Origin of the sequence: Nocardia sp. NPDC056000 (assembly GCF_042269265.1) — a bacterium.
GTDB lineage: Bacteria > Actinomycetota > Actinomycetes > Mycobacteriales > Mycobacteriaceae > Nocardia.
Window position 1 is genome coordinate 1 of sequence record NZ_JBHJXS010000011.1, and the last position, 11,883, is coordinate 11,883.

The 11,883-nt window shown below is 66.8% G+C and carries 12 protein-coding genes; 6 read left to right on the plus strand and 6 right to left on the minus strand.

Annotated elements, in window-relative coordinates; translation table 11 throughout:
- Positions 1-42 precede the first annotated feature (42 nt).
- Together ACFC4D_RS29660 and ACFC4D_RS29665 are read right to left on the minus strand one after the other, a co-directional pair.
- Positions 43-351 carry a hypothetical protein gene (locus ACFC4D_RS29660; protein ID WP_375954620.1) on the minus strand — a complete coding sequence of 103 codons (309 nt, stop codon included), beginning with the start codon at positions 349-351 and terminating at the stop codon, positions 43-45.
- 123 nt (positions 352-474) lie between these two features.
- On the minus strand, positions 475-759 hold the full coding sequence (locus ACFC4D_RS29665) for a DUF2631 domain-containing protein (protein ID WP_375954618.1): 285 nt from the start codon (positions 757-759) through the stop codon (positions 475-477).
- Between the two features lie 100 nt (positions 760-859).
- Here ACFC4D_RS29665 and dxr point away from each other — a divergent pair, with 100 nt between their 5' ends.
- From dxr to ACFC4D_RS29680, 3 genes are all read left to right on the plus strand, one after another.
- Positions 860-2,044: a 1-deoxy-D-xylulose-5-phosphate reductoisomerase gene (gene dxr, locus ACFC4D_RS29670; RefSeq protein ID WP_376068257.1), complete on the plus strand. Its 1,185-nt coding sequence runs from the start codon at positions 860-862 to the stop codon at positions 2,042-2,044.
- A 22-nt stretch (positions 2,045-2,066) separates the two neighbouring features.
- On the plus strand, positions 2,067-3,269 hold the full coding sequence (locus ACFC4D_RS29675; RefSeq protein ID WP_376068259.1) for an RIP metalloprotease: 1,203 nt from the start codon (positions 2,067-2,069) through the stop codon (positions 3,267-3,269).
- A 162-nt stretch (positions 3,270-3,431) separates the two neighbouring features.
- Positions 3,432-5,156, plus strand: a complete 1,725-nt coding sequence (locus tag ACFC4D_RS29680) for a TerD family protein (RefSeq protein WP_376068261.1) — start codon at positions 3,432-3,434, stop codon at positions 5,154-5,156.
- A 6-nt stretch (positions 5,157-5,162) separates the two neighbouring features.
- Here ACFC4D_RS29680 and ACFC4D_RS29685 read toward each other — a convergent pair whose 3' ends face one another.
- Positions 5,163-5,840 (minus strand): endonuclease V, encoded by a 678-nt coding sequence (locus tag ACFC4D_RS29685; RefSeq protein ID WP_375954611.1) that lies wholly within the window; start codon positions 5,838-5,840, stop codon positions 5,163-5,165.
- Between the two features lie 207 nt (positions 5,841-6,047).
- On the opposite strand from ACFC4D_RS29685, the gene ispG reads away from it, so the two are divergent.
- The 3 genes from ispG to ACFC4D_RS29700 all read left to right on the plus strand — a co-directional run bounded on the left by ispG (position 6,048) and on the right by ACFC4D_RS29700 (position 9,997).
- Positions 6,048-7,181: a flavodoxin-dependent (E)-4-hydroxy-3-methylbut-2-enyl-diphosphate synthase gene (gene ispG, locus ACFC4D_RS29690; RefSeq protein WP_375956024.1), complete on the plus strand. Its 1,134-nt coding sequence runs from the start codon at positions 6,048-6,050 to the stop codon at positions 7,179-7,181.
- Positions 7,182-7,250: 69 nt separating this feature from the next.
- Positions 7,251-8,114, plus strand: coding sequence for a GNAT family N-acetyltransferase (locus ACFC4D_RS29695; protein WP_364630720.1), 864 nt, complete (start codon positions 7,251-7,253; stop codon positions 8,112-8,114).
- Between the two features lie 95 nt (positions 8,115-8,209).
- Complete coding sequence (locus ACFC4D_RS29700) at positions 8,210-9,997, plus strand: penicillin-binding transpeptidase domain-containing protein (RefSeq protein WP_375954609.1); 1,788 nt, start codon at positions 8,210-8,212, stop codon at positions 9,995-9,997.
- Positions 9,998-10,037: 40 nt separating this feature from the next.
- On the opposite strand, the gene ACFC4D_RS29705 is transcribed toward ACFC4D_RS29700, so the two are convergent.
- The 3 genes from ACFC4D_RS29705 to ACFC4D_RS29715 all read right to left on the minus strand — a co-directional run bounded on the left by ACFC4D_RS29705 (position 10,038) and on the right by ACFC4D_RS29715 (position 11,883).
- Positions 10,038-10,244 (minus strand): hypothetical protein, encoded by a 207-nt coding sequence (locus ACFC4D_RS29705; RefSeq protein WP_375954608.1) that lies wholly within the window; start codon positions 10,242-10,244, stop codon positions 10,038-10,040.
- A gap of 208 nt (positions 10,245-10,452) precedes the next feature.
- Positions 10,453-10,965, minus strand: coding sequence for a peroxynitrite isomerase (locus ACFC4D_RS29710; RefSeq protein ID WP_375954607.1), 513 nt, complete (start codon positions 10,963-10,965; stop codon positions 10,453-10,455).
- An 87-nt stretch (positions 10,966-11,052) separates the two neighbouring features.
- A complete protein-coding gene (locus ACFC4D_RS29715) occupies positions 11,053-11,883 on the minus strand; it encodes an ABC transporter permease (protein ID WP_364630730.1) in 831 nt (276 codons plus the stop codon).

An 11,883-nucleotide genomic window follows, 5' to 3' on the forward strand; every position in this document is an offset into this window, starting at 1 on the left:
CATCAAGCGATCCGGCCCGAAGCCGCTGCGGATGTCCGGTTATCAGGACTTGGCGCACACACCATTCAGCAGAATGGTGGCGGTGCCGACGGAGGCGGCATCACCGTTCTTGAGCGCATCGGCGTACTCGGTGATGGCGGTGCGCTCCTGGCCGTCGGCCGGGATGGCCAGCAGCTGATCGGCGACACGGACCTCCAGGTCGTGATCCGGTCCGAGGGCCGTCACGCTACCCAGCACATCGGCCACCTGCGCGCAGGCGGGGGACTGGGCGGAGGCGGTGCCGGCGGGCAGCACCAGCAGGGCGCCGACGGCCGACACGGCCAGCAGGGTGGAGGGCAGAATCTTGCGCATACAGTTCACTCCCGGAAACTTCGGTGGCGGGTTTGCCAACTCGAGTTTGCCTGATGTTCAGGAGGAAAAGATCACAGCCCCGCGAAAATCTTTGCGAGGCTGTGTATTAGCGCAGGTGAGACGCTAGCGAGGCTTGCGTTGCAGCAGCGAATCGCGAATCAGGACGACAGCCAGCAACACCGCGAAGGCGATCAGGAAGATGTATCCGGTGTGGCCGCTGCCCGAGGACGCGCCCTGCGGGCCCTCGAAGAGCATGCCGAGCAGGATGACGACGACGACCCAGCCCGCGGTGCGGAAGGTACGACGCGATTCGCCGCTCCATCCCCATGCGGCGGACGGAACCTCGGCGGTGTCGACCTTGGTGACGACATCGGCGCTGTGGACGGATTCCAGTTCCGTTGCGGCCACTTTCGCTCCTTATAGGCTCGAATCGAATGCTGGCTCATATCGTGACATACGACCCAGTGTCGTAGCCAGCAGGGTGGCGGTGGATACGGCATGTCACCGGATGGGGCAGGCGACAGGCGATTACGCGGCAGGAGAGAATAAGCGGGTGTCCGACGTTGTGAAGGTTCTGCTGCTGGGCAGCACGGGTTCGATCGGTACCCAGGCGCTGGAGGTGATCGCCGCCAATCCCGACCGGTTCGAAGTGGTCGGATTGGCCGCGCGCGGTGGCAATACCGAATTGCTGGCGCAGCAGATCGCCGCCACCGGTACCACCAACGTGGCGGTGGCCGATGCGGCGGCGGCGGCGAAACTCGGTGTGGCACTGGCCGGTCCGGATGCCGCGACCGAATTGGTGCGGCGCACCGACGCCGATGTGGTGCTGAACGCACTGGTCGGTTCGCTCGGTTTGGAGCCCACCCTGGAGACCCTGCATTCGGGTCGGCGGCTCGCACTGGCCAATAAGGAATCACTGGTCGCGGGCGGTTCACTGGTGACCCGCGCCGCCAAGCCCGGCCAGATCGTCCCCGTCGATTCCGAACATTCGGCGCTGGCGCAATGCCTGCGCGGCGGCCGCGCCGACGAGGTCGACAAGCTGGTGCTGACCGCCTCGGGCGGCCCGTTCCGCGGCTGGACCGCCGAGATGCTGGAATCGGTGAATCCGGCCGAGGCGAAAACCCATCCGACCTGGTCCATGGGTCCGATGAACACCCTGAATTCGGCCTCGCTGGTCAACAAGGGCCTGGAGTTGATCGAAACCCATCTGCTGTTCGGCGTGCCCTACGACCGCATCGAGGTCACCGTGCACCCGCAGTCGATCGTGCACTCCATGGTCACCTTCTGCGACGGTTCCACCCTGGCCCAGGCCAGCCCGCCGGATATGAAACTGCCCATCGCGCTGGCCCTGGGCTGGCCGGATCGGGTGCCCGGCGCGGCCGCGGCCTGCGATTGGACCACCGCGTCGACCTGGACTTTCGAACCGGTCGACAGCGAGGTCTTCCCCGCCATCGACCTGGCCCGGCAGGCCGGAACCGCGGGCGGCTGCGTGACCGCGGTCTACAACGCCGCCAATGAAATCGCCGTGCAGGCCTTCCTCGACGGGCTCATTCGATTCCCCGAGATCGTGCGCACGGTCGCGCGGGTCGTGGAGTCCGCCGACCGCTGGACCGCCGAACCCAGTACCTTGGACGAGGTGCTCGCGGCCGATGCGTGGGCGCGAGAAACCGCGCGCACGATCGTGCGCGGCTGACTGCAGGAGGGTTCGGTACCGCATGGTCTACGCGATCGGCTTCGCACTGTTCGCACTCGGTATCACCGTGTCGGTCGCGCTGCACGAATGCGGCCACATGTGGGCCGCGCAGGCGACCGGTATGAAGGTGCGCCGCTACTTCGTCGGCTTCGGCCCGAAGATCTGGTCCACCACCCGGGGTGAGACCGAATACGGCCTGAAGGCGTTGCCGCTGGGCGGTTTCTGCGATATCGCCGGAATGACCGCCCTCGATGAGCTCGAGCCCGAGGATCTGGATCGGGCCATGTACCGGCAGAAGACCTGGAAGCGCCTGGTCGTCATGTCCGGCGGCATCGCGATGAACTTCCTGCTCGGCTTCCTGCTCATCATGCTGCTCGCGGTGGTGTGGGGACTGCCGCGGTTCGATCAGCCGCCCGCCACCCAGCTGGGCGCGATGAACTGCGTGCAGAGCCAGGGTCCGGATCAGAAGTATCTGCCCTGCACCGGTGAGGGCCCGGCGCAGCGCGCGGGCCTGCAACGCGGTGACATCGTGACCGCGGTCAATGGCACCAAGATCAAGACCTGGGAGGACTTCAGCGCCCAGACCCAGAAGCAGACGGGGCCTTTCAACTACACCGTCGAACGCGACGGCAAGACCATCAGCGTTCCGGTCACCCCCGAGCAGGCGGTGATCTACCCGGTGAAGGATGGTGCGCCCAAGACCGTCGGCAAGGTCGGTGTCGGCCATGACATCTACCTCCCGGTGAAGTACGACTTCCTCGCCGCCATTCCGGCCTCGGCCGCGTTCACCGGTGAAATCGGGCTGCGCACAGTGCAATCGCTGGCGCAGATGCCCGCCAAGGTGGTCGATCTGTGGCATGCGGTCACCGGCGGCGAACGCGATCCGGAGACCCCGGTCTCGGTCTACGGCGCGAGCAAGATCGGTGGCGAGACCGCCGAACACGGTCTGTGGTCGCTGTTCGTGCTCACCCTGGCGAGCCTGAACTTCTTCCTCGGCGCCTTCAACCTGCTGCCGCTGCTGCCCCTGGACGGCGGTCATATGGCGGTCGTCATCTACGAGAAGATCCGCAATGTGCTGCGCGGCCGCAAGGGCCTGCCTGACGGGCCGCCGGTGGATTACCTCAAACTGCTACCCGCCACCTACGTGGTGGTGGTGATCGGCGGCGCGTACATGGTGCTGACCCTGGTCGCCGATATCGTCAACCCGGTCAAGCTCTTCCCCTGACGGTCCGTGCCAATCGCATAGCGGCCGAACGGCATTGTCGGCCGTTATCGGTAAGGTTGCCGTGGGGCAGCCGTTGAGCTCGGGGTGGGGATAGCGTTCACCGAAGTACCTGGCGCAGTGGATGTCTCGACATTGTCTGCGTGAGAGAACGGTGTTTGCGTCGTGGAGTTGACGCGTGGAGCGAACGCGCCGGTGAATTCGGCCGCGGTATCGCTGGTACTGCGGTGGGGTTCGGGCCGCGAGGTGGATCCGCAGGCCCTGCTGCTGGATGAGAGCGGAAAGATCCGGGGCAACGACGATTTCGTCTTCTTCAACGCGCCCCGGCATCCGTCCGGAGCCGTGGTACTGGAGGAATCCGCTTCGGGTACCGCCACCATGCGCCTGACCCTCACCGCCATCGAACCGGCGGTGCACAAGGTCGTCATCGCGGGATCCGTTGAGCAGGGCTCATTCCGGGATATCGACGCCCTGACCCTCACCGTCCGCGATACCACCGGCGTCCTGCTCAGCTACCCCCTGCACGGCTCCGACGCGGTCACCGCCATGGTGCTCGGCGAGTTCTACCGCCGCAACGGCGACTGGAAATTCCGCGCCGTCGGCCAGGGCTGGAGCAGCGGATTGCGCGGCCTCGCAGAGGAATTCGGCGTCGAAGTCGACGACGAGGAGACGGCCCCGCCGGTCCAGGCGAGCGCCCCGCCGCCGGTGGCCCCGCCATCGGCCCCGGTCTCCGGGTACACGCCCGCGCCCGCCGCCGCTTCCTTCGCCCCGCCTGCCGCCCCGCCGGTGCCGATTCCCGCGCCCGATATGCCCGCCGGGTGGTATTCCGTCCCAGGCGATTCGGCGCGCCTGCGGTGGTGGAGCGGTTCGGTGTGGACCGAGGACTATCGCCCGGCCTTCCCGGTCGACGATCCGGCCACCTGCCCCCGCTGCGGTCGGCCCCGGCATGTGCCGCGCTTCGGTGCGGGCGGCCCGGCCGCGTGCCGCTGGTGCGAGGCCGAGGTGAGCGGTCTGCTCGAGTCGTGGCGCGGCCAGGTGTGGCAGGTGCTCGCGACCGGCGGTCCGAGCGGCCCGGCCTGGGAGGAGGCGTGGGGGATGCTCCGCTTCCACCTGATCAGCGAGAACACCGGGCGGGAAGCCTTGCGCCCCTTGGCCATCGCCCATCTCGAGCGCGTGGTGGCCTTCGCCTTCGCGGACGGTGAGATCGATCAGAGCGAACTCGAGGATTTCGAGCGCACCATCACCACATTGCAGAAGTACACCGATCTGGGCATGGCCGCGCAGCATATCGAGGGCCTGCGGCAGCGCATGCTGCGCGGGCGCGCGCTGACCCAGGTCAAGGTGGGTGATCTGCCGCGCGTCGAGCGCCCGGACCTGCACCTGGAGGCCGACGAGTTGCTCTACCTCGATGTGAACGCCACGCAGATCCGCTATCTGGCCAGCGGCCCCAAGCAGGCGTCGGGCCGTCTGATCGGCAGCAGTAAGAAGTTCCGTTTCGTCGGCGACGGCGCGGGCGTGGAATTGTCCTGGGCCAAGATGGTCGCCGTTCGCCACGAGTACGACACCGTGGTCATCCAGGCCACCACCGCGCGCGGCGGCGGTACCTATCGTGTCCCCGACGCCGAGTACGTGGCCGCGGTGCTCGAGGGCGCGTTGAGGGTCGCCAAACGCCTGGTGCTGGCTCCGGGCCAGCGCGATTCGCGCGCGGTCCCGCAGGATGTCAAGGCCCGGGTCTGGCAGCGCGACGGCGGCAGATGCCAGCAGTGCGGTGACAACCGGTACCTGGAGTTCGACCACATCATCCCGTGGAGTCAGGGCGGGGCGACAAGCGTGGAGAACCTGCAGATCCTGTGCCGCAAATGCAATCAGCAGAAGGGCGCGCGCATCTAGCCCGGTTCAGGCCGTCAGCTCACCGAGCAGCTGACGGCACAGCCGGTCCGCGCGCCGGGTGGTTTCGGGCTGCCGGAATTCGGGTGTGAGTGAAAGCACCTGTGCGCAGGCGGTGTCGATATCGATGAGATGCCCCACCGACACGAATACCGGTTTGACGTTGCTGCGAGTGCGCAGCGCCCGCCCCACCACCTCGCCGTCGATGCGGATATCGGTCCACGACCCGCGTTCGGCCCCGGGCGTCCCGTACTCGCCCCAGGCGTTCTTGGCCACCCCGAGCGTCGGTATCCCGGCGAGCAGCCCGATATGGCAGGCGAACCCGAACCGTCGCGGATGCGCCAGCCCCTGACTGTCGCAGATAATGAGATCCGGTGTGACGCCGAGGTTTTCGAACGCCTCCAGCGTGGTGGGCAATTCGCGGAAGGCCAGCAGGCCCGGAACATACGGAAAATCGGTGGTTCCCCGCGCGGTCGCGGTCGCCACGGTCTCCAACGTTTCCGCGTCCAGCACGACTATGGCCGCGACCACATTGCCGTCATCGTCGTAGGCTGAATCCAGTCCCGCGATCGTGCGAAAGTCCGGCGCTGCGGGGTTGCTCGCGATGATCCGGTCGCGCAGTCGATCTTGCAGCGCCATCGCGTCTTCGGCTGAACGCGGCCAGGGATCGATGTTCGCTACCTTCACTTTTCGAAACGTATACCTTCTCGCCCTCTGCAACGAATACAACCTGTAGGCCCCGGCCCGAATCCGAGCCGCTGCCCGGGCGCAGGTACCCTTGTCGCCGCCGTCACAGGGCGACCGGTATCCGTGCCTCGGTAAGCTCGGGACCGGAACGGGTGAGCACAAGACGAAAGTAGGCAACTGATCGTGAGCAGTGCCATCGCATTGGGGATGCCCGCCGCACCCGCGGCAGTCCTCGCGCCCCGGCGCAAGACCCGTCAGTTGATGGTGGGCAAGGTCGGCGTCGGTAGCGAATTCCCGATTTCCGTGCAGTCCATGACCACCACCAAAACCCACGACGTGAACGCCACCCTGCAGCAGATCGCGGAACTCACCGCGTCCGGCTGTGACATCGTGCGCGTCGCGTGCCCGCGTCAGGAGGATGCGGACGCGCTCGCGATCATTGCCAAGAAGTCGAAGCTTCCCGTCATCGCCGATATCCACTTCCAGCCCAAGTACATCTTCGCCGCCATCGACGCGGGATGTGCTGCGGTGCGGGTGAATCCGGGCAATATCAAGGAGTTCGACGGCCGCGTCGGCGAGGTCGCCAAGGCCGCCGCCGCCGCGGGCATCCCGATTCGCATCGGCGTCAACGCCGGTTCGCTGGATAAGCGCATGCTGGAGAAGTACGGCAAGGCCACCCCCGAGGCCCTCGTGGAGTCGGCGCTGTGGGAGGCCAGCCTGTTCGAGGATCACGGCTTCGGCAATATCAAGATCTCGGTCAAGCACAATGACCCGGTCGTGATGGTGGAGGCGTACCGCCAGCTGGCCGCGCAGTCCGATTACCCGCTGCACCTGGGTGTCACCGAGGCCGGTCCGGCCTTCCAGGGCACCATCAAGTCCGCGGTGGCGTTCGGCGCGCTGCTATCGGAAGGCATCGGCGACACCATTCGCGTCTCGCTGTCCGCCCCGCCGGCCGAGGAGATCAAGGTCGGCGATCAGATTCTGCAATCGCTGAACCTGCGCCCGCGCAAGTTGGAGATCGTCTCCTGCCCGTCCTGCGGTCGTGCCCAGGTCGATGTCTACACCCTGGCCAACGCCGTCAGCGCGGGCCTCGAGGGTATGGAAGTGCCGCTGCGCGTGGCCGTTATGGGCTGTGTCGTGAACGGTCCGGGTGAGGCCCGCGAGGCCGATCTGGGTGTGGCCTCCGGTAATGGTCGCGGTCAGATCTTCGTCAAGGGCGAGGTCATCAAGACCGTGCCCGAACACCTCATCGTCGAGACCCTGATCGAGGAGGCCATGCGCATCGCCGAGGAGATGGGTGAGGCCGCCGGAACCGGTTCTCCCGTCGTCAGCGCCGGATAAACCCCAGGTCGACGCGCGGCCAACGGCGATAGTGCGGCACGTTTTGAGAAGTTCTGGCAGGCTGTGAACGTGCGGAGTGTGCTGGAGCCGACTCGCCGGAGCAAGAACTCCGGAGCCCAACAGCTCGCGAACCGCGATCTGACACAGGTTTTACGCGTCCTCGACGCCGATCCGGTGGCGAGTTGCATGGTGGCGGCCCGGCTCCAGGAGTACGGGCTCGACTCCCGCGGCGCGTACGGCGAACTGTGGAGTCGCGGCGGGCCGGGTACCTCGCTGTGCTTCTCGGGTGCGAATCTGGTGCCGCTGCGCGGCGGCCGGGCCGATCTACGGGCCTTCGCCGAGCGGGCGGTGCGCGGTCCGCGCGCGTGCTCGTCGGTGGTGGGCCGCCGCGAATTGGCGCTGCCGCTGTGGGAGCAGCTCAGCGAGCACTGGGGTCCGGCGCGGGAATTGCGCGCCGATCAACCGCTGCTGGCTCTGGACAAGACCGCGACCGTCGCGCCCGATCTCCGGGTGCGACGGGTGCGTCCGGAGGAGCTGGACCGCTATCTGGTCGCCGCGGTGGCCATGTTCACCGAGGAGATCGGCGTCGATCCGCGCGCCGGGGACGGTGGCCGCAGCTATCGCCGCCGGGTGGCGGGCCTGATCGAATCCGGCCGGGCCTGGGCGCGTTTCGAGGACGGTGAGGTCGTGTTCAAGGCCGAGGTGGGCGCGCTGTCGCGGCGCACCGGTCAGATCCAGGGTGTCTGGGTGCATCCCGAACATCGCGGAATCGGTGTCGGCACCTCGGGTACGGCCGCGGTCGCGAATGTCGTTGTGGCGTCCGGTCGTACCGCGAGTCTGTACGTGAACTGCTACAACGAGGTCGCGCGCCGGGCCTACGCGAAGGTCGGCTTCCGGCAGATCGCGACATTCGCGACAGTGCTGCTCGACTGAACCGGCCCCTGTGATGTTGTGATGTTTCAGTGAAAACTGTTCGGCCCCAGTGTGTCGAGCGTGTTTGCCAATAGTTGGCTCTACTATCTGTGCCGATGTCCACACGGGTCTTCACCATGCTGATCGCCGCCGCGATCTCGGTTGCCGCGGTGGGTTGCTCGTCGGGTCCGCAGGGACCGGTGCAAACCGCCGACGCCTTCCTGCAAGCCTTCGCCGAGCATGAGGTCGCCACGGCCGCCGACCTCACCAGTCAGCCCGAAAAGGCCGCTCCCGCACTGAATTCGGCGTGGGATCAGCTACAGGCCGAACAGCTCGTCGCGCATACCGGCGATACCCGCGTCACCGGTGACACCGCCACCGTCGACTACAGCTACGAGTGGCGGCTGCCCAAGGATCGGGTCTGGTCCTACAGCGGCCAATTGCAGATGGGCCGCAGTGAGGGCAAGTGGTCGGTGCGCTGGACCTCGGCGAATATCCATCCGCAGCTGGGCAATACGCAAACTTTGCAATTGCGCTCCATCCCCGCGCCCCGGGCCAGGGTGAACGAGCGCTCCGGCAGTGATGTGCTGGTGCCGGGCGCTGTCTATCGCGTGGTGTTCAATCGCGGCGCGTCCTCGAACCCGGTCGCGGTGAGCGCCGCGCTGGCGAATGCCCTGCGGCAGTTCGACGAACGCCTCACCCCGGAGGGCATTCTCGCCGCCGCCCGCAAGGCCGACGGCGGCTACACCGTCGAGGTGCTCTCGGAATGGGAGTACCAGCAGGTGAGCAATGATCTGGTCGGTCTGTCCGGTGTCAGCTTCGGCCGGCAGTGGGATCTGGTGCCCACCGATCGCACCTTCGCCCCCGATCTGCTCACCCAGATCCGCAAGACCGTCATCGACGAGGTGGACGGTAAGGCGGGCTGGAATGTGGTGACCGTCAACGCCAATGGCGGTGACACCGATGTGCTCAAGGAGGTGGAGCCGCAGACCTCGCCGTCGTTCTCGCTGAGCGTGGATCGCAATATCCAGAATGCCGCGCAGCGGGCGGTGGACCTGCGCGAGGACCAGGCCATGATGGTGGTGCTGCAACCCTCCACGGGCGCGATTCTGGCCATCGCGCAGAACGAGGCCGCCGATGCCGACGGTCCGGTCGCCGCCTCGGGTCTGTATCCGCCGGGCTCGACCTTCAAGACGGTCACCGCGGCCGCCGCCATGACCGCGGGCAATGCCACCCCGGACACGGTGGTGCCGTGCCCGAGTCAGATTGTGGTGGGGGACCGCACGATTCCCAACTACAACCTCTTCAGCGTCGGCGATGTGCCGATGGCCACCGCCTATGAGCGCTCCTGCAATACCGCGTTCGCGCGGATCGCCTCGGAGTTGGGCGGGGAGGATCTGCGCACGGCGGCGGCCGCGCTGGGCATCGGCCCGGACTACACCGTGGTGGGTCTGCCCACGGTGTCGGGTTCGGTGCCGCAGGACGATGATCTGGTGCAGCGCGCCGAGGACGGTATCGGTCAGGGCAAGGTGCTGGTGAGTCCGTTCGGCCTGGCCATGGTGGCGGCCACGGTCGCGAACGGTGCGGCGCCGGTGCCGTATCTGATTTCGAATCATCCGACCGAGATCAAGGGCGATCGCCCGGCACTGACGCCCGAGGTGATCAATGGTTTGCGATTGATGATGCGCAAGGTGGTGCTCGGTGGCACCGCCGAGCGCATCGCCGATCAGGGCGAGGTCTACGGCAAAACCGGTGAGGCCGAGGTGGAGGGTGGTTCACACGCCTGGTTCATCGGTTATCGCGGCGATATGGCGTTCGCGACGCTGGTGGTGCGCGGTGGCAGTTCCGACAATGCGGTGGCGGTGACCAGGGATATGCTCACGGCCCTGCCCGCGGGGTATTGAGCGCTGCCTCCGGGGTATTCGAGCGGCCGGTGTGGCGGACTCAGCGATCGGCCGGCGTGCGCGTGATGTGCACGCAGGCGGATGGCTGAATCTCCCCCAGGGCGGTATCGGTGACATAGCGCTGTGCGGCGAGCGTCTGCCCGGTGGGGGGTCCGGCGGTGGAGGCGTCGCCGAGAAGTTCCGTGACCGCGGCTCCGGCGAGGATCATGCCCGCGGTGGTGAGTAGCAGGAGTGCCGAACGTTTCATGTCCAACTCCCTTGTTTAGGGGATGAGTGTGGCCACCCGAACGGTCAGTTTCGGATAGCCGGTGCTCATGAGGGTTGGCTGACTGTTTGCCACCGAAAGAAACGGTAATCCGGCGGACATATAGGACGCAACCCGTAAGAGTGATCCCGCACACTTGTCGAAACAAAGTGCGCCAGGTCACCGTGGTGTTGGACGTGAAAGAAATCCGTTAATTCTCCCGGTGCAAGTCCGCCGCGAGGTGATGCTGCAGCGGTTGCTCCACCGCCGCCATGCGCAGCGTGTAGCTGAGGGTGTCACCGGCCAGGGTGATGCTACGGCCCAGTGCCGTCACGGATTTGGCGCTGGAGCTGCGCCCGATGGTCGTCGAATCGAGTTCGATGCGCAGGCCCTCGTCATCGGCGACCAGGCTGCCCTCGCAGATCTCGGTGATACCGGTCGGATGCGCCAGGATCAGCTCGACCCGATCATCCGGCAGCGCGCGCAGGTATCCGGTCTCGCTGTGCATCGGGCGGCTGCCGTCGGCGGCGCGGGTGCGCTGGCGATAGGTGAGGAAGGGCCGGCCGACATGGCCGAAGTGCACTTCCTCCAGATAATCGAAGGTCTCGATCGTCGGGTACTCACCCTGTCCGCGGCCGCGCCAGGTGCCGAGCAGTGGCGCGAGGTGTGCGATATCCGGGTGGGGCGCGATGGGTGATTGGGGTTCGAGCACGGCGGCCAGCATAGTGCGCCGGGCCCGCTCCGGCTGCCGGTCGGCGCGCCGGGTCGCGGGTATTTCCGGAAAGGGGTCTGGATCAGGACATTTCGCCGCTCAGCGGCGGCTTGCCCGGCGATAACCGTAGGCGGCGGGGACGGCGAAGACGATGATCATGCCGACCGACCAGAGCACCGTGAGCAGGAGCGGCCGGGCCAGTGCGCCGCCCTCGGCCAGCGCGCGCATGGAGTCCACCGCGACGGACATCGGCTGATTGCGCACCACCGGCTGAATCCAATTGGGGTACGCGCCCAGCGGGACGAAGCCGGTGCTGAAGAACATCAGCAGCGAGGACAGCAGCGCCACGCCCTCGACCAGGGTGGACTTGGCGGTGAACACCGCGATCGCGGTGACCATGGTGGCGAAGGCCAGCCCGAACAGCACCGGCAGCCACAGGAACGCGAACGCGGCCAGCGGACCCTCGTGGAAGCGAAAGCCCAGCAGCATGCCGAACGCGATGATGATGATGGTCCCGCAGAAGATGCGGCAGCCCTCGGCCAGAATCCGCGCCGCCAGCCCGGACCCGCGATGCACCGGCAGCACCCAGAACCGCGCGAGCAATCCGGCATCGCGTTCGCGCCCGAGCATGACGCCGCTGGCCACGGTGCCCGACAGCGCCCCGACCAGTGTCACCATCGGGGTGGACCCGTACAGCGCGCTGTGCCCGGAGAACTTCTGAATCTGGCTGCCGACAACGATATTGAGCATGAGCAGCAGCAGGCACGGGACGATCAGCGTCTCCAGCAGCGTGATCGGATCGCGTGCCCAGCGCAGCAGCAGGCGCTGGGTCTGAATCCAGGTGTGCCGCAGCAGCGCCGGGACCGAGGCTTCCCGGACGCGGATGAAATCGGTGGTATCGCGTTCGGCGAGGGTGGTTTCGACGGACAT